Origin of the sequence: Sulfurimonas sp. (assembly GCF_041563035.1) — a bacterium.
GTDB lineage: Bacteria > Campylobacterota > Campylobacteria > Campylobacterales > Sulfurimonadaceae > Sulfurimonas.
This window is the reverse complement of the sequence record NZ_JBFFNS010000027.1, coordinates 1-21,374: the sequence shown is the minus strand read 5'-3', so window position 1 is coordinate 21,374 and position 21,374 is coordinate 1. Positions and strand designations below refer to the sequence as shown.

The window sequence follows — 21,374 nt, the reverse complement described above, 5'->3', positions numbered from 1 at the left end:
TGCAATCGCAAGAGCAAATGTAAACAACCCTAAAATCATCATAGCAGATGAACCCACGGCAAACCTTGATGAAAAATTATCTCTTCATTTTATAGAGATGCTCAGAGAGCTAAAGGCTCTCAACAAGACAATAATCGTCGCTACACATGATCCTCTATTTTTTGGTCTTGATTTTGTAGACAGGGAGATAGAGATGCATAACGGTGCTTTAGTTTGATTCTTACACCTGAAGTCCTAGCCATATTTATTCTAAATGCACTCTTCGCATTTTTTGGCATCATCGCATTTATTTTGAGTGTGAAAATCTACTTTGGATGGGATTTAAACTCAGTAAGTAAGCAACAGTACAAGCTGGAAAAACTAAGCTATCTTGGTGCTACAATCATTAAATATATATTTATAATTAAAGTACCGCTATTTTTGTTTTTTGTATTTACACTCGATAAAATATCAAATGTCCTTACAGGAGCAATGTGTGGGGCAGGGGTCGTAGATGCGACAGAGTACGGTATACCTCTTTTTATACTAAAAATCATAAACTTATATATCTTTGCATACTGGATTGTTCTGCATAATGAAGATATGAAACATGAAAACCAGCCATTTACGAAGCAAAAGTTTGGTCTTTTTATCTTGGCTTTTTTTCTTTTTATGGCTGAGTTGATTGTCGAAGGAATAATGTTTGGCTCAATTGAGATAGATAAGATGGTAAGTTGTTGTGGAACTCTATACTCAAGTTCTTCAACTTCTGCAATATCAAGCATTTTTGCTCTGGATACTGCTCTTCTTTTATCTGTGTTTTATGGAATATTTTTACTGATAATCTTTTTTTACATGATTAAAAATAAATACTTGTTTGCCATAAGCAATGCTTTTTTTGCCATTATATCTTTAGTTACTCTGATTGTCTTTTTTGGAACTTATATCTATGAACTTCCTTCGCATCACTGTCCGTTTTGTTTTTTACAGAGTGATTATTACTTTGTAGGTTATATTATCTACACACTCTTGTTTATGGGAACTTTTTATGGTCTTGTAGTTGGATTTATAGAGTCTGATAAAGAAAATAGAGACAAAAGCTACAAAAAGTCTCTGATATTTAACACTCTTTATGTTATATTACTGAGTTCATTTGTGATGATATATTTTATAAAAAATGGGGTTTGGCTTTGATTGTTAAGTATCTAAAAGTTTTATTACTTCTTGTTATTGGAGTAGTGTTTTTAGCTTGTGAAAAAGAAGCTGAAACAGGCGTAGCAGAAGTTCACTGGGATAGAGACATGTGTAGTAGATGTGTCATGGTTGTAAGTGACAGAAAAAATACTGTACAAGTAAGAAACCCAGAGACATCAAAGACATATATGTTTGATGACCTCGGTTGTATGGCTCTTTGGTTTGAAGAAGAGAAAATTGAGTGGAAGAACAGAGCAATAGTATGGGTGACGGATGTGCAATCTGGAGAGTTTATAGATGCAAGAGCTGCGTTTTACGACACAAATAACGTTACACCTATGGCGTACGGTTTTTCTGCACATAAATCAAAAAACAGCATCAAAAAAGGTGAAGAGATTATATCTTATGATGAAGTTATTACTAGAGTTACAAAGATGAATCAATGAAATTAAAATTAAAAAACATAGACATGTTCAAAGATTTGGATGAAGATACACTCGATAGAATAGAAAACTTTACTACAGAGCATACTATTTCAAAAGATAATATTGTTTTTTATGAGGGAGATGACTCTAAGTACCTATATCTTTTAGCATCTGGAATCATAAAACTATATAAGACTTCATCTAATCATAAAGAGATAGTTTTAAAATATTTTCACGAAAATGAACTTATAGGTGAGGTTGCTAATTTTGAGCAAATACCTTATCCGGCAACAGCCAAAGCATATACAGATGTTGAAATACTAAAGATAGATTTTGAAAAACTAAAAGGGATTATCTACTCTAGTCCTGAACTTTCATTTATCATACAAACTTCTTTAATTAAAAAGATAAAAAATCTTGAGACTATCATCTCTACTAACTTAGTTTTAGACTCTAAAGAGAGAGTTGCTAAGTATATCTATAACCATCCTGATGATTTTTTTACTACTAAAAATATTTTAATCGCAGAGATACTTAGTGTTTCCCCAGAGACTCTTTCTAGAATTTTGAAGTTTTTCAAAGATCATGATATTATAGATATAAAGTCTAAAAAAGTAGATAAAGAAGCGTTATTACAATATTTTGAGTAAGGTAGAAAAATGATAATATCAAATGCAGTGGTATGCGATGTTAATGGTGAGTATAAATCTGATATACGTATAGAAGACGGTATTATTACAGAAATGGGTTCCGGTTTAGAAGGTGGTGAGACAATGGATGCAAGAGGTGCATACTTTTTACCATTTTTAGTAGATACAAATGTAAGGCTTCTCGACTCAACACTGAATTCAAAAAATATTAAAGCAATCTCCCAAGAAGCACATCGTGGTGGAATAGGGCATATAATTTTAAATGCAGATAGTGCTCCTGCAATTGATAATGAAGTAGTACTAGAATTCGCTCAAAATGGACTTCATAACCTAGAAGGTGCTAAGATTGATTTGATGCTAAACTCTCTAAAAGAGGACAGTACACTAAGTAATATAGCCATACTTTTAAAAAGTGGTGCAGTAGCTCCATATATGAGTACAATAGCTAAAAATGATGTAGCTATTAAAATAGCTGAATATGCACAGATGTATGATGTGACACTCTTTTGTAAGGCAGAAGACAACTCTCTTATAAATAGTGGAGTAATGCTGGATGGTGATGTAAGCTCAAAGCTTGGACTTGCAGGTATTCCTGATCTTAGTGAAGTTCTTCATGTTTCTCGTATGATAGAGATTGCAAGACACTTTAACATCAAGATACTTTTTAAGTCTATCGCTTCTCCTCGCTCTATCTCTCTTATAACTAAAGCAAAAGAAGATGGTGTAGATGTTAGATGTGAAGTTTCTATCCATCACCTGACTAACTCAGATGAGGCTTGTGAAGGTTTCAACACAACAGCAAAGCTTGACCCGCCTTTAGCATCTGCACGTGATGTAGAGCTTTTAAGAGCAGCACTTAAAAACAAAGAGATAGACGTTCTTACAACACTTCATCAGCCAAGTTCCCCTGTAAATAAAGAAGTTGCATTTTATGATGCAGATTATGGATGTGAAGCACTATCAGATGCTATGCCTCTTTACTACACTAAACTTGTACAAAGCGGACTTCTCACAATGGCAGAACTAATTAAGCTAACATCACAAAACCCAGCAAAAAGCATAGGTCTAGATGCAGGAGAGATAAAAGTAGGAAGCAGAGCAAATGCTTTTCTTTTTGCTACTGATGTTATAAAAGAAGTTGAAAATGAACAATCACTTTATAATGGTGAAAAGTTAAGTGGAGAAGTAATTAATATATTTTAACAAAAGAATGAGCTAAATCAATTTTTTTGGAAGACAAATAGGTTATAATTATTTCATGAAAATAGTAATATTAGACGACTCTTTGACGGTCAGAATGATAATTGAGTCTTTTTTAGAAGATTTTGGTGTGGAAGATGATGAGATGTTCTCATTTGAGAATGGTCATGAAGCTGTAGAGTTTATAAGACAAAACGGCGCAGATATAGTTTTTACAGATATAAATATGCCGAAGATGAATGGTTATGAATTTGCCAAGCTGGTATTCGAGAATAAGCCGAATTTAAAGAGTTCTTTTTTTGCTATTAGCGGTGATGAGAGTCCTGAGAGTTATGCAGATATGAAAAAGGTTGGTGTTCAGCGTTTCTTGAAAAAACCTATTAACGATGCACACTTTAGACACTTCGTACTTCCTGAGATACTGAAGCGCCGTAAGTAAAGAAGACTAAACTACAGTCTTCTTGTTTAATTCAGGATCATAACACTTCTGAATATATATACCGGCAATCGCCAAAAATACACCAGTTACAGAACTTATAAATGCAAGTGATGCAAACCAGATCAGTGCTACAAGTCCAACTAGCTCGTGTGGTACATCCATACCATTTTCTTTAGAACTTATATATGAAGCAACTCGATAAACCTGATTTTGATTTACAAGTCTATTCATCTCATAGTGTATAGAAGTCTGTTCTTTCTTTAACTCAAAAATCTTACTATCATGATCTTTCATCTTTGTTTGAATATCTGTATATTTATTATAAAGACTATGTTTTTCATTCGCTGCTCTTCTGATTAGATTATCTTTATTTTTAGCAGCATTAAGAGTGAAGTTTTCTAGCTCTTTACGGTACTTAGTCTGTAAAAAATCATTAGAACTTTGTTGCTTTTTAAGTTGGTCATTTAGATAGTCAATCCGTGAGTGAATAGCATCTACACGTTTTTGATAAGTCTTGCCTACAACTGCTAACTGCTCTTGTAGTTGTTTCTCTGTGCCTGTCTGCTGATCAAGTGCTTTTGTCCCTGTAGCATAGTCAGAAACTGCATACAGACGTTTTTCTTTCTCTGATATAAGTTGTCTGTATTTTCTCTCAACGGCACCTCTGGTTAAGAAAGTAGAGTCATCCATTTTTATCTTCATCTCCCGCTTTAGCGCATCTACTTCACGAGCTAGTTTCTCTTTGTCTTTATTTGCACCAGATACATTTTGGTTCAGTAGAGTTCGCAAGCGTTTTTGCATACTCTCACGTTCTTCATCCCATGATTCATATATATTGCTCTCTTTAACGTAGAGAGAGTTTAGCTCTTTATCTATTTTAGCTTTGTAGCTATCATCCATACCATTTAGCTGCTGGCTGATATATTGGCTTTGGCGTTCTACTTGTTGATTATAGTTTTCATTTGCACGAGCGATTCTGTTTGCATAAGTGTTTTCAACTTTATCAATTTTTATAGTATCAATTTTTCTTTTTTGCTCTTCGATGTTATCAATACTATGTTGAAGTAACAGAGACTCACTCTTTCTCTCATCTATAGCAAATGTAAGGTTGGCAAAGTTACGCTCAAAACCGTTAATCATAGTCTCAAATGTGATTAAAGAAAGTAAAATCACTCCAAAAAACAGCATGATTTTCCAAGGTCTGTGTTTCGCATACATCATAGCAGTAGCGATAGGAATCTTAGTAGCCTCTACTACTGCAACAAGTAAAAAGGGAAGACCGGCAACTAAGATAGCCGAGTAGTCACCAAATGTAAATTCTTTACCAAATCTATTTATCTCATTAAACACAGAATAAGAGACAATAATAGAAATTAAAAAACCTATTAATACGGCAATAATCTCAATTGTCCAAGCAAATTTAACTAAGTTTTGACCTACTTTAAAAAGTCTTTCATTTTTCATTATGGTTGTTTTCCCTAATATGATTTTTTAAAATAGTATTCTATCTGATAGTAGTGAGTTAGTAGTGAGTAATATTATTAAACCTACTAATTTGCTCTTTTTTTATAAAACATTTCTTTATACTCTGCAAATCTATCTTCTAAAATAGCAACTCTGACTTCTCTCATAAGGTTCAGATAATAGTGAAGGTTATGAATAGTTGCGAGTCTGAAGTATGTTATTTCACGAGCTCTAAACATATGGTTTAGATATGCACGAGAGTATCTTTGACAAGTGATACATTTACACTCCGGATCAATCGGAGCCGCATCTTCTTTAAACTTCGCACCCTTAATATTTATCTTTCCAAAAGATGTAAATAGAGTACCATTTCTTGCATTACGTGTCGGCATAACACAGTCAAACATATCGATGCCTCTTTCTATGTTTTCTATAAGATCTTCAGGAGTACCAACACCCATAAGGTAGCGAGGTTTGTCTTTTGGCATATACTGAGTTGTATGCTCAACTGTGTCATACATCTCGTTATTTAATTCACCAACACTTAAGCCACCAATAGCAAAACCGTCATAATCAAGTGCACAAAGTTCAGTTGCACTCTTAGTTCTGAACGCTTTGTCTGTTCCACCTTGGATTATGGCAAATATATTTTGATCAACACCTATGCCTTTTGCCTGTTTTTCGCGAAAATATTGTATTGATTCTTTAGCCCACGCAGTCGTTCTTTCAATAGAGAGTTTAATACGTTCTTGAGTTGCAGGAAGAGCAACAAGGTCATCAAGTATCATCATAATATCTGAGCCGAGATTATTTTGGATATCAATAACTTTCTTTGGTGTAAAGAAGTGTTTTGAGCCGTCTATATGAGAGCGAAACTCTATACCATTTTCTTTTGGTTTTGATATGTCACTAAGGCTAAATGCCTGAAATCCGCCGCTGTCTGTAAGAAAGCTTTTTGGGTATGTTGTGAACTTATGAAGTTTACCCATCTTCGCAACAGTCTCATCACCAGGGCGCAGGTACATATGGTAAGTATTTGCTAGAATAATCTCTGCACCTAATACATTTAGTACATCATCCATATCTAAAGCTTTGATGCTACCTAAAGTTCCAACCGGCATGAAAACCGGTGTTTTTATAGTGGAGTGAGCTGTTTTGATAGTACATGCACGTGCATTTTTTGAAGTTGCTTCTAGAGTAAATTCCATAGTTTGATAAATCCGTTAATAATTTTAGTGACATTATAGCATTCTAAGAACCTTTATTGTAAAATTTCATAATTATATTTTAAGGGTGTATTAATGGCAACTATCGGAATGAGCGATATTAAGAAGAATGTTCGTCTAATTGTAGGTGAAGTACCATATAAAGTAGTGGAATTTCAACATGTTAAACCAGGTAAAGGTGCGGCATTTGTTCGTATGAAAATGAAAAGTTTTTTAAATGGTAAAGTTGTTGATAAAACTGTTCATGCTGGAGATAAGTTTGAAGTTCCAATAATCGACTATAAAACAATGCAGTATCTTTATGATGATGGAGATATGTTCCAGTTTATGGACAACGACACTTATGACCAACTTGGCCTTTCGTATGAGCAGTGTGATGACGCTTCAAAATGGTTCAAAGATGGAATCAATGTTGATATTATTTTCTTTAAAGGTCAAGCAATCTCTGTTGCAGCTCCTGAGACAATGGAACTCATTATTACTGAAACTCCTCCAAATTTCAAAGGTGATACTTCAAGTGGAAGTAAAAAACCTGCAACTTTAGAGACTGGTGCTGTAGTTCAAGTTCCTTATCATGTTCTTGAAGGTGATTTAATCAAAGTAAATACTGTTGACTGTGAATATTTGGAAAAAGTAAAATAATACCTCCACTTTAATCTTCATTAGCATGAGATAAACCTTCTCATGCTATTTGCAAAAAAACAAGCCTGATTATTATAATTGTCTTTAAAATATCTAAATTCAATTAAGTTTCAGTTTAAGTTAAGTATTATACTTAATTATGAACTTCGAACTTCTAAAAACAATTTCAATACTTTATGTCGAAGATGAACTGGCTTTACAAAAAGAAGTGTGTCAAAATTTATCCCCATTTGTTAAAGAGATCTTTACAGCCAATGATGGTAAAGAAGGTTTAAAATACTACATAGAAAACGCTGATAAGATTGATCTAATTATTACTGATATCCTGATGCCAGATCTCAACGGTATTGATATGATTGATGAAATAAGAGAGATTGATTCTGATGTTCCAGTTATCTACTCGACTGCTTTTAGCGATAGTGAGTATTTGAAAAAGACTATCGAACAATCAGTTACAGGTTATATTATAAAGCCGATAGATGTAGAGCTCCTCTTAAAAGCTATAGAAAAAGCTTCTGTAAAAATAGAAAATGATAAACTTAAAAACACACTCCAAGAGATAAATGAAGAATTAGAGAAAAAAGTAGAAGAAAAGACTAAAGAGCTTCGCCTTCAAAATGAAAAATTATATTACCAACTTCATACAGATAGATTGACATCTTTAAAAAACAGAAAGTCGCTACTTAGAGATCTGAAAAAGGTATATAACCCCGTCCTATTGATAATCGATATAGACTCTTTTAAAAGTATCAATGACTTGTATGGTGAACATATAGGTAACTTAGTCCTAGATGCAGTCTCAAAGATACTCAAAAACTTTGTCAAAAGTGTAGAGTGTGAATTATATAGGATAGGAGCTGACCAATTTGCTCTGATGAAAGAAGCAGAACTAGATAAACGTAAGTGTGAAGAAACTATTAGATCTATTTTGAAAGTGGTAAACTCAGAACCTCTAAATATAGTTGACTATGATATTGTGATAAGAGTTAACGTAACCATTGGTGTTTCTCATGAGAAGGTAAATACTCTTGAAAGTGCAGATATGGCTTTAAAAAAAGCTAAAACAGGCAGACTACCATATTTAATATATAGTGATGAATGTAGTATGGATGCTGAATATAAAAATGATGTTAAGTGGACAAAAATAATAGAAAATGCGATTAAACTAAATAATGTTTTAGTTTACTATCAGCCTATTGTAGATGCAAAAGAAAATATACTTAAGTATGAAGCTCTGATGCGTATTGAAGACAATGGAACAGTATATCCTCCAATGCTTTTTTTAGATATAGCAAAAAAGGTTAAGTTTTATCCGCAACTGACTAAAATAGTTATTCAAAAGGTTTTTGATACTGCTCAAGATAAAAAAATTTCTATCAATATTAACTTATCAATAGAGGATGTTGTAAATCTTGAAATCATAAAATTCATTGAAGATGAGCTAAATAAAAGAGATATAGCTAATCTAATTACCTTCGAACTTTTAGAGAGTGAAAGTATTACAGATTATAAAAAAGTCATAGGTTTTATAGATAATGTAAAACAGCTTGGATGCAAAATAGCAATTGATGATTTTGGAAGTGGATATTCTAACTTTGCGTATTTACTGAAGTTTGAACCAGATTATATTAAAATTGACGGTTCTCTTGTCAAGAATATTCACAATGACAACAACTCTTATCTTATTACAAAAAGTATAAATGATTTTGCTCATTCTTTAGGCATAAAAACTGTTGCAGAATTTGTCCACTGTGAAGATGTCCTTTCGCTACTTCAGGTTATGGAAATAGATGAGTATCAAGGTTTTTATTTCTCTGAACCATTAGAGCAAATAGAGTGATTGGACTCTCTACATCACTTTCTTTTACAACTAAATATGTTTTTGCCTTATCCCTAATCGCACTTTTTTCATTCGCAGCTTACTTAAATCTTGTTAAGTTGATTGATTCACAATCAAATGATGTCAAAGTAATAAATATCAGTGGTAAACAGAGAATGCTCTCTCAAAAAATAGCACTTTTTGCAATCCACTATAAAACTAAGAGTCTTGAAGAGATGGTAGACTTGATGGATTCATCTCATGCATATCTTCTATCTTTGGAAATGTCTGACGAACTAAAGGATATATACTTCTCAAAGCCTGTTCTTTTAGATGAAAAAGTAAAGGCATATATTGAAAGAGGAAAAAGTTTCTTAAAAAATAGAGATGGAAGGAGTTTGACATATATACTGACGAATTCTCAGCCACTTTTAAAAGATTTAGACAGTGCTGTATCTATTTATCAAAAAGAGACTGAGCAAAAAACTCAGAATCTAAAAAATGTAGAACTGTTTATCTTCTTATTTATCTCGGTAACACTGCTGTTTGAAGCACTTTTTATATTTAGACCTGCTAATAACAGTGTAAAGAAAAAAACAAAAGAGTTAAAGAGTCAAAAAGAGTATGCGGATATGATTACTGAGATTAATAACAATGCTATTATTGCTGTAGATGCTAACTTTAATATTTTGACATTCAATAAGAGTGCACAAAATATGTTTGGTTACGCTGCAGAGGAGATGCTCCATACTCAACTTCTTGATGAGAGGATTATTCCACATAAGTATTTAGATAGACATGTAAATGGACTTAAGACTTTTATGACAACGGGAGAGTTTAATAATAAAAACTTTATCTTTGAGCTTGAGGGTCAGCACAAAAATAAAAACATATTTCCTATACGAATCTCGTTTGGTTCTAAAACAGAAGAAGGCAGTAGAATCGTTGTTGCAAATATTCAAGATATTACTCTAGAAAAAGAAAAAGATTCTCTTATAGTGGAACAGTCTAGATTTGCAGCGATGGGTGAGATGATAGGAAATATTGCCCATCAGTGGAGACAACCTCTTAGTTCTATTAGTACCATAGCAACAGGTGCAAAACTTAGATATAAAAATAATCTTATAAGTGATGAAGAACTTGATGAGACCTTTGTAAAGATAAAAGATCATACTCAACATCTCTCAAAAACTATAGATGATTTTAGAGACTTCTTTAAACAAGACAAAGAGATAGGTACGTTTGAGATTTGTGATGTAGTAGATAAGTCTATAATGCTTACAGAAGCTATGTACAAAGATAATAATATAAACCTTACTCTTAGAAGCAGTAAATCAAAAATAGTCGTTAATGGCAGTAGTGGTGAGCTCTCTCAAGTATTTTTAAATATTTTAAATAATGCCAAAGATGCTTTGAAAGAAAAAAAAATTAAGAACCCGGTTGTATTAATAGAAGTTTTTAATGAAGATAAACATATGGTTGTAAAAATACATGATAATGCAGGTGGAATTCCTGATGATATAAAAACAAAAATATTTGAGCCATACTTTACAACAAAACATAAATCTCAGGGAACGGGGATAGGTCTGTTTATGAGTAAAAAAATAATTACAAAACACTTTAACAGCACTATTGAAGTTGAAAATAGAGAATTTGAAGTAGAGAATGAAAAGTTTTATGGTGCAGAGTTTAGTATAAAGATAAAAAAGACAAAAATTTAAGACATTTTTACTATAATTACACATAATAAAATATGGGAGTAAGTAAAAATGGGATTAAGTAATAAGCAACTACCAAAATTAGGTTTTTTATACCTTGATTATGTACTGAGATTTTTTGATCATTCAAACTTTAAAGGATGGCCAAACAAGATCGAAACGGTTACATACCACTGGAAAAATGATAAAGATAGATTTATCAAAGAGGTAAAAAGAAAAAAAATCGATGTACTTATTGGTAACATCCCAGCAACTGCTTATGAAACTTTTAGAGAGATAGCTCGTGAGCTTCCTCATGTGAGATTTATCCCATCAATGGATACACAGTTTTCTAACAAATCAAAAGAAAATGTTACGAGATTTGCTTGGAAATATAATCTTCCGATTCCAAAAACATATATCTACTACAAACATGATAATGCAGATAAATTTCTTAAAAAGTGTGAATATCCTAAGATAATTAAAAAATCTTACGGACCATCAAATTATGGTGGATACTTTGTACACAAAGTAGATAGCTATAAAGAAGCCAGAGAGCTTTTTGATGAGAAAAAATATCATCCTCAGTACTTCCAAGATTTTGTTCCAATGGAAGCCGATATCCGTGTAATGCTTATAGGTCACAAACCTGTATGTGCATTCTGGAGACGTGCACCTGAAGGTGAATGGTTAACAAACACTTCTCAGGGTGGCAGCATGGATTATAACGACGTTCCAAAAAATGTGCTTGACTTAGCTGTAGAAGTATCAAAGGCAGCTAAAGCTGAGTATTGGGCTTGTGATGTGGCTTATGGTAAAGATGGTAAGGTTCGTATCTTAGAATGTGCTACGGCATTTGCGGCATTCCCATATATCAGAGACTGGATCGGTCAATATCTAATGTGGAGTCTTAGTGAAGGTAGATTTAGAAAACCTCATGCTCCAATGTTTAACTGGGAAGAGTTAGGAAAACTTGACAGCTCTATTCTTAGAACTATGAGACACATAACATTTGGTGAGTACAACGCTAGTTATGACGGTGCATACTTTGGTAAGAAGAGAAAACTATTTGGTGAGAATGAAGTATATCTTCACGTGCTTGACAAAGAGTACAAGATGTATGATGTAAAAAGAAGATGGAGTGAAGAGTGGCCAAGTGAGATTTATAACTATCAAGATAACCTTGCTCTGAAGTCTGTTAAAAAATCATCAAAGCAAGAAATTGCTAATGATAAACCTGTTCCAAATCCAACAAAAGATGAGTCTAATGAATCAGAAGCTCAAGAAGCTACGATAACTAAAGAAGAGTTAAGTGACTTCTTAACATCAGTTGATGGAATCGGTAGTAAAAAAGTAGAAAAAATAGTAAAACACTTTGGAAATGTTGATGAAGTAGTTGGTGTATTACACCAAAACACTTCTATACTTACTGAAGTAAAAGGTATTACTAAAAAGCTTGCATCTAAGATTGAAAAAGCTTGGAAAAAACTTTTAAAATAATTCTTATTCTCAGCAAAGCTGAGAGTAAGACTACTTCGCTAAAACATTCTCATTAAACTTCAATATATAGCAAAGACCATTTCTATTAAAATACTCCAAAGATCCTTTTAACTGATATACAACTAGAGAGTCAATAAGTTTAAAACCAAAGCCCTTAATAAGGTTGTCAAAATCAATTCCTACACCATTGTCAGATACTTCTAAAATTAATTTTTCATTATCTAGATTCATTTTAATGTCTATAGTCTTATTTTTAGAGTCTTCATTAAATGCATATTTAATACTATTTGTTAATAATTCATTTATAACTAAACCAATTGGAATTGCATTGTCAAGTGTAATCATCATATCATCACACTCTACATTAAACTTTATATCACTTCCGCCTAAATTCTGTTTCATATAGCTTATTAGACTATATACGTAATCGCTTATATTAACAGCTTCCAAGTTATCAGATTTATATAGTTTTTCATGAATAATCCCCATTGATATAATTGTTTGAATACTGTTTTGGAAAACTTCTTTTGCAGATTTATCCTCTATCTTTTTTGATTGTAAGGATAATATAGACGAAATTATTTGCAGATTGTTTTTTACTCTGTGAAAAAGTTCTCTTAGTAAAACATTTTTGTTATTTAACTCCAATGAAAGCTGTTCATGTTTTATAAAGATGCTTTTATTTGATAGTTCTAGTAGATATTTCCCAAAAAAACCAAAAGTCATGGAGGCGAATAACCAAAATAAATGCATAATAAATTCATTTGTCTGGAGATTATAAAATAAGTAAGAACAGGTGACAGACATAACAACAACCAAAAGTGCACTGATGAGCCCTTGAATAAGCTTTAAACCAGAAACCGTGAATATCCAAAATACTATAAGATATATCTCATTTGAATATATAGAATATCCATGAAAATTTGAGACAATTATTATATTACCAATAGCTGCGATAAGGGGTGCTACTATAAGTAGATTTATCATAAAAATTTTGTATTTTTTTAAATAGGTAAGAAGTGAAATTACTAATAGTACAGATGGGACAGCCCACAGGTGTACAAATACCATTAAAGACATAGTCTCTTTAGGTGCAATTACTCTATCAGCGAATGACATGATTATATATAAGGAAGCAGTTAAAATAGATATTACATATATCTGTTTTAATTGTAGAGGTTCTCTCCATCTGTCAAACTTTTTTTGCATCTTTGCATCTTTAAAAGCACAAATATTCATCGGTGAATAATTCCTTTTTATACATATTTTTCTTATCATAACAGAAATTATATATGCAAGCTCTTTTCTCATTTTTTTCTAACATGTTTCTCACTTTTTTTCATACATTTTTATTATCTTGAAGACGATTTAATAATATCAAGTAAATATCTCTAATAAAAGGTTTAATGGAATGAATATTTTGAACGCTGTTGATGAAACAATTCAAAATAAACTAGATATTAGCAAATATAAATCTAAAAATATGTATTTCACAAAAGAGAGTTCAAACTTTAGCAAACATAATATTTTATCTCGCACAGGATCATATATTATGTGTCAGGCTAATGCTAGACAGCAAAAAGTAATGAGACTGCTCCAATAGTAAAATGAATTAGAAATCGCTATAATTTCTTTCTAAACTCTATTCTAAATATAATAAAATATAAAGATGATAAATGAAAATAGCAATAGTTGAAGACGAAGCAATAACAGCACTTTTTTTAAAAGATACTTTTGAAGAACATGGGCATAATGTTGTTTGTATGTATGATGAATCTACCGCAATGTTAGAATTTTTAAGTAGAGAAAGAGATATTGATCTTATCTTTATGGATATACAGATAAACGGTAAACTAGATGGGATTGATCTCGCTTATGAGATTAGTATTAAGTACCCAAAAATATCTATAGTTTTTATAACATCATTTAAAGATGATGAGACTATCGATAAAGCAAAAATAGTATCTCCTCTTGGTTATATAATAAAACCTGTTGTTGAGAGTGACTTAAATGCAATTCTTATGGTTGTAGAGTCATTTAAAAGAAATAGACAAGTAGTAAATAAAAATATTGTAGAAATCGGTGCATATGTCTACGAAAAAGAAAGTAAAACAGTACGAGAAAATGATGAGATTATATACCTGAGCAAGAATGAGACTATATTTCTAGCGTATTTAATAGAAAATAAAAATTCATATATATCTCACGAACAGTTAATTATGAAAATCTGGAACGGAGAGAGTAATAGAGAAGTGTCACTAAGAGAACTTATCTACAGACTAAGAAAGAAGATGCCGGATTTACACATAAAAAATGTTCCAAAAGTTGGCTATATTTTAGCTGCTTCTTAAAAAGAGTATTAATTAAAACTCTTACTAAATATTAAGACAAACTTACTATAATCACTTTAATAATTTAATACTTTTAAAGGTGATTATTTTGAGTGCACAACCCTTCACACACTTACATCTACATACCGAATACTCACTACTTGACGGTGCAAACAAACTTACAAACTTAGTGTCTCGTGTTAAAGAGCTTGGAATGACTTCTGTAGCTATGACTGACCATGGAAACATGTTTGGAGCCATAGACTTTTACCACCAGATGAAGGCGGCTGATATTAAGCCTATTATCGGGATGGAAGGCTATATTCATAACGGTGAGACATTAGATGACAAGTCTACAAAACAGAGATTTCATATCTGTCTTTTTGCTAAGAATAAAAAGGGTTATGAAAACCTTATGTATCTCTCGTCAAAAGCTTTTATCGAAGGTATGTATTACTTTCCACGTATAAATAAAAATGAACTCCGACAACACAGTGAAGGTCTGATTTGTACTTCTGCTTGTCTTCAAGGTGAAGTTAACTGGCATCTAAACCTTGCTAATGAAAGAAATGTAAGAAACGGTGCTTTAGGCTACGAGGGTGCCAAAGCCGTAGCACTTGAATACAAAGAGATATTCGGCGATGATTTTTACTTAGAACTTATGAGACACGGTATCGGAGATCAGCTTCATATTGACAATGACATATTAAAAATAGCACAAGAGACAGATATAAAAATAGTCGCTACAAATGATACCCACTACACTTATCCCGGAGATGCACAATACCATGAAGCATTTATGTGTATCGGGATGAATAAACTCTACGATGATCCAAACCGTATGCGTCACTCAGTTCATGAGTTTTATCTGAAGTCTCCAGAGCAGATGGCAAGACTCTTTGCTGATATTCCTGAAGCTCTTGCTCATACTCAAGAGATTGTAAATAAGATAGAAGATTATACTCCGGTTGTAAAAACACCAACTCCTCCAAATTTTAAATTTACACCAGAATATGCAGAGACTGATGGTTTAGTCCTCAGTAGCGATGACAAAGATGTTGGTGATGCAGAATACTTTACATACAGATGTGAACTTGGTCTAATAAATAGACTAAAACATGTGCCACAAGAAAAACATGATGAGTATAGAGAGCGACTGAAGTTTGAGATGGACATCATCAACTCTATGAAGTTTCCGGGTTACATGCTTATCGTTTGGGATTTTGTTAAAGTTGCTAAAGAGATGGATATTGCTGTTGGTCCCGGTCGTGGTTCTGCTGCTGGAAGTCTTGTTGCATATTCACTAGATATTACAGATATTGACCCAATGAAATATGATCTTCTATTTGAGAGATTTCTAAATCCTGAGCGTGTGTCTATGCCGGATATCGATATGGACTTTATGCAAGCCCGCCGTGGTGAGGTCATTGACTATGTTGTTAAGAAGTATGGTCGTAATCAAGTTGCACAGATCATCACCTTTGGTTCACTGCTTGCAAAAGGGGTTATCCGTGACGTTGCACGTGTACTTGATATGCCATTATCTCAAGCTGACAAGATGGCAAAACTTATCCCGGATGAACTTGGAATTACTCTAAATGGTAAAGAGAAAAAAGGTGAGTTTATTGATGGAGCTTTTCAAAAAGAGCCAAAAATTCAAGAACTGATAAATGAAGATGCTAATGCCAAAAGAGTTTGGGAGTTTGCTAAAAAACTTGAAGGTTTAAAAAGAAACTCAGGTATTCATGCAGCTGGTGTAGTTATTTCAAATGAAGAACTTTGGTATAAGACACCTATATACAAACCATCCGGTGAAGATACTTTCGTGACCCAATACTCGCTTAACTATCTTGAAGATGTCGACCTTATTAAGTTTGACTTCCTTGGACTTAAAACACTTGATGTAATCTACAATGCTATAAAGCTTATAAAAAGAAGATATGACAGAGATATAGACTGGCATACAATTGATGAGAATGATCCTAAGGTTTATGAAGTAATTCGTACAGGTGAAACTGTGGGAATGTTTCAGATAGAGTCCTCCGGTATGCAAGATCTTAACAAACGTCTCAAACCGGATAATTTTGAGGACTTAATCGCGGTCTTGGCACTATACAGACCTGGACCGATGGAGTCCGGGATGCTAGACTCTTTCATCGAACGTAAGCATGGTCGTGAGGCAATTGAGTATACATTTACTCCGATGGAAGCAATTCTTGGAAATACATACGGGGTCATTGTTTACCAAGAACAGGTTATGCAGATAGTCCAGACTATTGGTGGCTTTTCTCTTGGTTACTCAGATATTATCCGTCGTGCGATGGGTAAGAAAAAAGATATGAACGTCTATAATGCTGAATTCTCACAAGGTGCTCAAAAACAAGGTTTTGATTATGCTGAGGCTTCAAAACTGTTTGACCTGATTGAAAAATTTGCCGGATACGGTTTTAATAAATCTCACTCAGCAGCTTATGCAATGGTAACTTTTCAGACCGCATGGCTGAAGACTTACTATCCAAATGAGTTTATGGCGGCACTTCTGACTTCAGATAAGGACAACACTGAAAAAGTGGTTCGTTACATAGATGAAGTTAAGAGAATGGGTATAGAACTCTCTCCTCCTGATGTTAATGACTCTTACTTAGAGTTTTCTGCAATAACGAAAAATGAAAAAGACATCATCCTTTTTGGTTTAGGTGCTATTAAAGGTGTTGGTAAATCAGCTGTTATTTCAATTATAGAGACAAGAGAAGAAGATGGCGAATTTACTTCAATAGAAAATTTTGTAAACAGAATAGATCCATCAAAGGTAAACAAGCGTTTTATTGAGTCAAGTATAAAATCAGGTGGTTTTGATAGATTTGGTTACTCTAGAAAAGCTCTTTTAGATCAGATAGAGAAGATTGTTGATACTGCAAAAGATGCGTCTAATGCAAAGAAAAATGCAGTTGGAAGTCTCTTTGGAGATGACGCAGAAATAACAACAGTTAAATTATCTCTTACAAACTCTGAAGAGTATGAGCTAAAAGAGATTCTAGAGTTTGAAAAAGATACTTTAGGTTTTTATGTATCAGGACATCCTCTTGACGAGTATAGAAGTGTGATGGATGAGTTAAACTACTCACTCTCTTCAGAACTTGAAGGCATTAAAGATGGCAGTTTCGCGATTTTTATAGGTAAGGTAGAGGATATTGTTAAAAAGGTTTCTAAAAAAGGAAACCAGTTTGCAATTGTAAATCTTATGGATTTTCATGGAAATATCGAGATTATGCTGTTCTCAGATAAACTTGAACAACTCAGTGAGATGGATTTAGATGAGCCAATAGCATTTAAAGCAAAGATTACTCATACAGAGATGTTTACGAGAATCGGTGTTACAAAGATTATGACTCTAAAAGAATCTAAAAAAGAGTGTAAGAAAGTTAAAAAAGAGGTTCGTGAAGTACCGCAAGAACCACTGAATTTGGCTGTAAGATTAGATGCTAATATGAATGTCTTAGAAGACCTTTACAGACTAATAAGACAAAATCCGGGTAATCGTCAACTAAAAATTACTATTATCTCAAAACTGCATAATGTAGTAATTGACTCAGCAATAAGAGTCGACAGTAAAATCATAACTGCTTTAGACGGTAATGAAGCTATAGATATCATAGGATAGGAAATTTAAATGGATAAAAAAGATTTTAATGAGGGTTTACTTGGTTTCTTAGATGCGTCTCCTACACCTTTTCATGCGACACGAAATATGTCTATGATGTTTGAAAATGCAGGATTTATAAAACTTAATGAAGAGCAGAAGTGGGAGCTGGAAGAGGGCGCTAAGTATTATGTAACTCGTAATGACTCATCTGTTATTGCATTTACATATCCTAGAGATGCTAAAGACTACACTATGGTTGGTGCTCATACAGATTCTCCAAACTTAAAGTTAAAGCCAAATCCAGTGATTAAAGAACATGGAACAGTTAAGCTTGGAGTTGAGACTTATGGCTCTCCTCTTTTAAACCCTTGGTTTGACAGGGACCTCTCTTTAGCCGGAAGAGTATCTTACTTAAACAGTGAAGGTAAGATAAAAGATGTTCTTATAGACGCTAAAAAGCCTTTAGCTATTATCTCATCTCTTGCAATTCACCTTGATGATAAAGCGAACAAAGAGAGAAGTGTAAACAACCAAACAGATATATGCCCGATCTTGACAACATCAGATGATTTTGATTTTGATGATTTCTTAAAGTGGCAACTCTCAAAGATAGATATTTTAGATGTAAAAGAACTCTACGCATCTGAGCTTAGTTTTTATGACACTCAAAAAGCATCTTTTGTCGGACTTAGTGATGATTTTATAGCTAGTGCCAGACTGGATAACCTGCTTAGTTGTTATGTTGGGATGCTAAGCATCTGTAGTTTAGACGCACATAGTCCTATGCTATTTATTGCGAGTGATCATGAAGAAGTTGGAAGTGAATCCACATCCGGAGCAAGCGGTTCATTTTTAGAAAATACACTTCGCAGAATGTTTCCTGACTACGATGAATATATGCATATGATTAGAACTTCAACTATGATTTCTGCTGATAATGCACATGCTATTCATCCAAACTTTCCTAGTAAACACGATTCAAATCATGCTCCCCACGTAAACAAAGGAAGCGTGATAAAGGTAAATGCAAATCAAAGATATGCATCTAACTCTAAGACTATTTCCAGGTTTATGAACGTGGCATCTGAGCTGAATGAACCTATCCAGCAGTTTGTTACAAGAAGCGATATAGGCTGTGGTTCTACTATTGGGCCTTTAACGGCTACAAGACTGGGAATAGAGACTCTTGATGTAGGACTTCCAACATTTGCTATGCACTCGATAAGAGAGCTTGCGGGGTCTGATGATGCACACTCTCTTTATAAAATAATATTAGGGTTCAATAAGTAATGTCTGGAGTAACAGCCGAAGAGTTAAATCTTTTAATCGAGCAGACATATAAGGTAGAAAATGAGTTTAATGAGCTCAAGGCTTCTTATGCTCATCTTCAAGATACAGTTGAAAAAGTTGTTGAGTTTCTACCTAATGCTATCTGGATTGTAAATAGTGATGACACTGTGTTTTTACAAAACTCTAAAGCTAGAGATCTTTGGGAACTGTTAAAGCTTTTAGAGTTTAAAAATGATGATTATGAGGTGGCATTTAATTCACGTTTTTATCTTATAAAAAGTTCAAACTACAAAGACAAGATAATGCTAAGTGCTACAGATATAACTGAGCAAAAAAGGAAAGAAAATCTTGCTACTATGGGTCAGATGGCAGCGCATCTATCCCATGAAATAAGAAACCCTATTGGTTCTATTTCACTACTAAGCTCAACTCTTAAGAAACGTGTTTTACCTGAAAATGTAGCTATAGTTGAAGAGATACAAAAGTCAGTTTATCGTATAGATAGAATTATAAAAGCTACGTTGATGTTTTCTAAAGGAGTAGAAGTCTCAACTAGGTCATTTATGTGGAGTGATTTAAAAAGTTCAATTGATATGTCTATTGGGTATTACGGATATTCTAAAGAGATTAGCTTCATATTTCCAGAACAAGATTTTAAATTAAATGCAGATAAAGATCTTTTAGAGATGCTATTTTCAAATTTCATGGCAAATGCTATAGATGCCATAGAATGTGATGATAATGAAGATGGGATAGTGGAAGTTATTTATGAAAAGGATAAGTTTTTTCATAAATTTTATATCTATGACAGCGGTGTAGAAATCGAGAACAAAACAGAGCTGTTTGAAGCTTTTAAAAGTACAAAAGTAAAAGGTAACGGCTTAGGACTTGTTTTATGTAGAGAAATTGCTGAGGCACATGGCGGTTCTGTAAAGCTTCTAGATACAGAAAAAAAATGCTTCGAGATTAAGATTGCTATCTAAAAAATGGTATAATTCTTGCTTCTGTTTTATATAGTTCATTCAAGGGTATCAGGATATGCCAATAAATCATAAAAACGTAACTTCTCTTTTAGAGTTTGTTAAGATAGATAGATTCTATGTGGTTTGTCACTTCAGATGTAAGGTAACAAACAAAACCATTATCTCAACTGTTCCTTTTGAGCCATATGACGGTAAAATAGAAATCTCGTGGCAGGATTTATTACTGCATCCAATTGAATCATATAATAGATATTACCACACTCCCATAACTATTTATAATCATGACAACCATGATACTATTGTGCTCAAAGCATTTGAAAAAGTTTCAAAGTATTTTGAGTGGAGTCCAAGTTACAACAGTTATGTATATACAGCAAAAAAAGGTTTAGATTTTGAACAAAAAGTTAGTTGAGATTCCAGGTACGACACTTCCATTTTATACATATGAAAAAGATGGTTTAACAATATATGAGTTTAATGCAACAGAGTGTAACCCACCAGAACCCATGGTCAATACTGTTAAAGGACTTAGTCTTTTAAAAAATGAAAACGATAGACTTGTAGGTCTGTTTTTCCATGAACCATTTCCTCTTTATGAGAGAATACCATTTACAATATCACATGAAGCAGTTGAGTTAGATAGTGGAGATTTTCAAGTAACATTCAAGAAAGCAGAGTAGCAATAGTAAACGACTTTTAAGCACAGTTGTGAAATAATGACAATATGTTGCCTAAAAGGATTCTAATGTTTCACAACCTATCAATCAGTAAAAAGATACACATACCGCTAATAGCGTCTATCATATTCGGGTTCATTATAATAATAATGAACTACTTCTACTCAATAGATGAGATGAAAGAGAACGTTCATAAGACACAAGAGAAATCACTTC

19 protein-coding genes and 1 pseudogene are annotated in these 21,374 nt (G+C 33.1%); 17 read left to right on the top strand and 3 right to left on the bottom strand.

Annotated elements, in window-relative coordinates; translation table 11 throughout:
* The 6 genes and pseudogenes from ABZC13_RS12825 to ABZC13_RS12800 all read left to right on the top strand — a co-directional run.
* Nucleotides 1–217: pseudogene (locus ABZC13_RS12825) on the top strand (ABC transporter ATP-binding protein); the annotation flags it as partial.
* Entirely contained in the window at nucleotides 214–1,173 is a 960-nt protein-coding gene (locus tag ABZC13_RS12820) for a hypothetical protein (protein WP_373004614.1), read from the top strand. The pseudogene ABZC13_RS12825 and the gene ABZC13_RS12820, both read left to right, overlap by 4 nt.
* Entirely contained in the window at nucleotides 1,170–1,619 is a 450-nt protein-coding gene (locus ABZC13_RS12815; protein ID WP_373004611.1) for a hypothetical protein, read from the top strand. Before ABZC13_RS12820 ends, ABZC13_RS12815 begins: the two co-directional genes overlap by 4 nt.
* Nucleotides 1,616–2,248: a Crp/Fnr family transcriptional regulator gene (locus ABZC13_RS12810; protein ID WP_373004607.1), complete on the top strand. Its 633-nt coding sequence runs from the start codon at nucleotides 1,616–1,618 to the stop codon at nucleotides 2,246–2,248. Before ABZC13_RS12815 ends, ABZC13_RS12810 begins: the two co-directional genes overlap by 4 nt.
* Nucleotides 2,249–2,257: 9 nt before the next feature.
* Nucleotides 2,258–3,451 (top strand): amidohydrolase family protein, encoded by a 1,194-nt coding sequence (locus tag ABZC13_RS12805; protein WP_373004604.1) that lies wholly within the window; start codon nucleotides 2,258–2,260, stop codon nucleotides 3,449–3,451.
* A 55-nt stretch (nucleotides 3,452–3,506) separates the two neighbouring features.
* A complete protein-coding gene (locus ABZC13_RS12800) occupies nucleotides 3,507–3,887 on the top strand; it encodes a response regulator (protein WP_373004601.1) in 381 nt (126 codons plus the stop codon).
* A 6-nt stretch (nucleotides 3,888–3,893) separates the two neighbouring features.
* Here ABZC13_RS12800 and ABZC13_RS12795 read toward each other — a convergent pair whose 3' ends face one another.
* Both ABZC13_RS12795 and tgt read right to left on the bottom strand, forming a co-directional pair.
* Entirely contained in the window at nucleotides 3,894–5,351 is a 1,458-nt protein-coding gene (locus tag ABZC13_RS12795) for a hypothetical protein (protein WP_373004598.1), read from the bottom strand.
* An 86-nt stretch (nucleotides 5,352–5,437) separates the two neighbouring features.
* On the bottom strand, nucleotides 5,438–6,559 hold the full coding sequence (tgt, locus tag ABZC13_RS12790; RefSeq protein ID WP_373004594.1) for a tRNA guanosine(34) transglycosylase Tgt: 1,122 nt from the start codon (nucleotides 6,557–6,559) through the stop codon (nucleotides 5,438–5,440).
* 93 nt (nucleotides 6,560–6,652) lie between these two features.
* Here tgt and efp point away from each other — a divergent pair, with 93 nt between their 5' ends.
* From efp to ABZC13_RS12770, 4 genes are all read left to right on the top strand, one after another.
* Nucleotides 6,653–7,219: an elongation factor P gene (gene efp, locus ABZC13_RS12785; RefSeq protein WP_373004591.1), complete on the top strand. Its 567-nt coding sequence runs from the start codon at nucleotides 6,653–6,655 to the stop codon at nucleotides 7,217–7,219.
* Between the two features lie 139 nt (nucleotides 7,220–7,358).
* Nucleotides 7,359–9,059 carry an EAL domain-containing protein gene (locus ABZC13_RS12780; RefSeq protein ID WP_373004588.1) on the top strand — a complete coding sequence of 567 codons (1,701 nt, stop codon included), beginning with the start codon at nucleotides 7,359–7,361 and terminating at the stop codon, nucleotides 9,057–9,059.
* Entirely contained in the window at nucleotides 9,056–10,759 is a 1,704-nt protein-coding gene (locus ABZC13_RS12775; RefSeq protein ID WP_373004585.1) for an ATP-binding protein, read from the top strand. Before ABZC13_RS12780 ends, ABZC13_RS12775 begins: the two co-directional genes overlap by 4 nt.
* Nucleotides 10,760–10,807: 48 nt before the next feature.
* On the top strand, nucleotides 10,808–12,235 hold the full coding sequence (locus ABZC13_RS12770; protein WP_373004581.1) for a helix-hairpin-helix domain-containing protein: 1,428 nt from the start codon (nucleotides 10,808–10,810) through the stop codon (nucleotides 12,233–12,235).
* Between the two features lie 30 nt (nucleotides 12,236–12,265).
* Here the strand turns inward: ABZC13_RS12770 and ABZC13_RS12765 are convergent, their stop codons facing one another.
* A complete protein-coding gene (locus tag ABZC13_RS12765) occupies nucleotides 12,266–13,474 on the bottom strand; it encodes a sensor histidine kinase (RefSeq protein WP_373004578.1) in 1,209 nt (402 codons plus the stop codon).
* A gap of 172 nt (nucleotides 13,475–13,646) precedes the next feature.
* Between ABZC13_RS12765 and ABZC13_RS12760 the strand changes: the two genes are divergently transcribed.
* The 7 genes from ABZC13_RS12760 to ABZC13_RS12730 all read left to right on the top strand — a co-directional run bounded on the left by ABZC13_RS12760 (nucleotide 13,647) and on the right by ABZC13_RS12730 (nucleotide 21,161).
* On the top strand, nucleotides 13,647–13,838 hold the full coding sequence (locus ABZC13_RS12760) for a flagellin (RefSeq protein ID WP_373004575.1): 192 nt from the start codon (nucleotides 13,647–13,649) through the stop codon (nucleotides 13,836–13,838).
* Between the two features lie 73 nt (nucleotides 13,839–13,911).
* Entirely contained in the window at nucleotides 13,912–14,586 is a 675-nt protein-coding gene (locus ABZC13_RS12755) for a response regulator (RefSeq protein ID WP_373004572.1), read from the top strand.
* A gap of 88 nt (nucleotides 14,587–14,674) precedes the next feature.
* Complete coding sequence (gene dnaE / locus ABZC13_RS12750; protein WP_373004569.1) at nucleotides 14,675–18,226, top strand: DNA polymerase III subunit alpha; 3,552 nt, start codon at nucleotides 14,675–14,677, stop codon at nucleotides 18,224–18,226.
* 9 nt (nucleotides 18,227–18,235) lie between these two features.
* On the top strand, nucleotides 18,236–19,498 hold the full coding sequence (locus ABZC13_RS12745) for a M18 family aminopeptidase (RefSeq protein WP_373004566.1): 1,263 nt from the start codon (nucleotides 18,236–18,238) through the stop codon (nucleotides 19,496–19,498).
* A complete protein-coding gene (locus ABZC13_RS12740) occupies nucleotides 19,498–20,481 on the top strand; it encodes a PAS domain-containing sensor histidine kinase (protein ID WP_373004563.1) in 984 nt (327 codons plus the stop codon). The genes ABZC13_RS12745 and ABZC13_RS12740 overlap by 1 nt, the downstream gene beginning before the upstream one ends.
* A 55-nt stretch (nucleotides 20,482–20,536) precedes the next feature.
* The gene (locus ABZC13_RS12735) at nucleotides 20,537–20,893 is read left to right on the top strand and encodes a hypothetical protein (protein WP_373004560.1); all 357 of its coding nucleotides are present in this window, start codon (nucleotides 20,537–20,539) and stop codon (nucleotides 20,891–20,893) included.
* The gene (locus ABZC13_RS12730; RefSeq protein ID WP_373004557.1) at nucleotides 20,874–21,161 is read left to right on the top strand and encodes a hypothetical protein; all 288 of its coding nucleotides are present in this window, start codon (nucleotides 20,874–20,876) and stop codon (nucleotides 21,159–21,161) included. The genes ABZC13_RS12735 and ABZC13_RS12730 overlap by 20 nt, the downstream gene beginning before the upstream one ends.
* The last annotated feature ends 213 nt before the right edge of the window (nucleotides 21,162–21,374 follow it).

Excerpts from the sequence above, each read along its gene's own strand:
- efp (WP_373004591.1), top strand. The coding sequence starts at position 6,653 with ATGGCAACTATCGGAATGAGCGATATTAAGAAGAATGTTCGTCTAATT.
- ABZC13_RS12760 (WP_373004575.1), top strand. The coding sequence starts at position 13,647 with ATGAATATTTTGAACGCTGTTGATGAAACAATTCAAAATAAACTAGAT.
- tgt (WP_373004594.1), bottom strand. The coding sequence starts at position 6,559 with ATGGAATTTACTCTAGAAGCAACTTCAAAAAATGCACGTGCATGTACT.
- ABZC13_RS12755 (WP_373004572.1), top strand. The coding sequence starts at position 13,912 with ATGAAAATAGCAATAGTTGAAGACGAAGCAATAACAGCACTTTTTTTA.
- ABZC13_RS12795 (WP_373004598.1), bottom strand. The coding sequence starts at position 5,351 with ATGAAAAATGAAAGACTTTTTAAAGTAGGTCAAAACTTAGTTAAATTT.
- ABZC13_RS12740 (WP_373004563.1), top strand. The coding sequence starts at position 19,498 with ATGTCTGGAGTAACAGCCGAAGAGTTAAATCTTTTAATCGAGCAGACA.
- ABZC13_RS12735 (WP_373004560.1), top strand. The coding sequence starts at position 20,537 with ATGCCAATAAATCATAAAAACGTAACTTCTCTTTTAGAGTTTGTTAAG.
- ABZC13_RS12770 (WP_373004581.1), top strand. The coding sequence starts at position 10,808 with ATGGGATTAAGTAATAAGCAACTACCAAAATTAGGTTTTTTATACCTT.
- ABZC13_RS12810 (WP_373004607.1), top strand. The coding sequence starts at position 1,616 with ATGAAATTAAAATTAAAAAACATAGACATGTTCAAAGATTTGGATGAA.
- ABZC13_RS12780 (WP_373004588.1), top strand. The coding sequence starts at position 7,359 with ATGAACTTCGAACTTCTAAAAACAATTTCAATACTTTATGTCGAAGAT.
- ABZC13_RS12800 (WP_373004601.1), top strand. The coding sequence starts at position 3,507 with ATGAAAATAGTAATATTAGACGACTCTTTGACGGTCAGAATGATAATT.
- ABZC13_RS12805 (WP_373004604.1), top strand. The coding sequence starts at position 2,258 with ATGATAATATCAAATGCAGTGGTATGCGATGTTAATGGTGAGTATAAA.
- ABZC13_RS12745 (WP_373004566.1), top strand. The coding sequence starts at position 18,236 with ATGGATAAAAAAGATTTTAATGAGGGTTTACTTGGTTTCTTAGATGCG.
- ABZC13_RS12765 (WP_373004578.1), bottom strand. The coding sequence starts at position 13,474 with ATGAATATTTGTGCTTTTAAAGATGCAAAGATGCAAAAAAAGTTTGAC.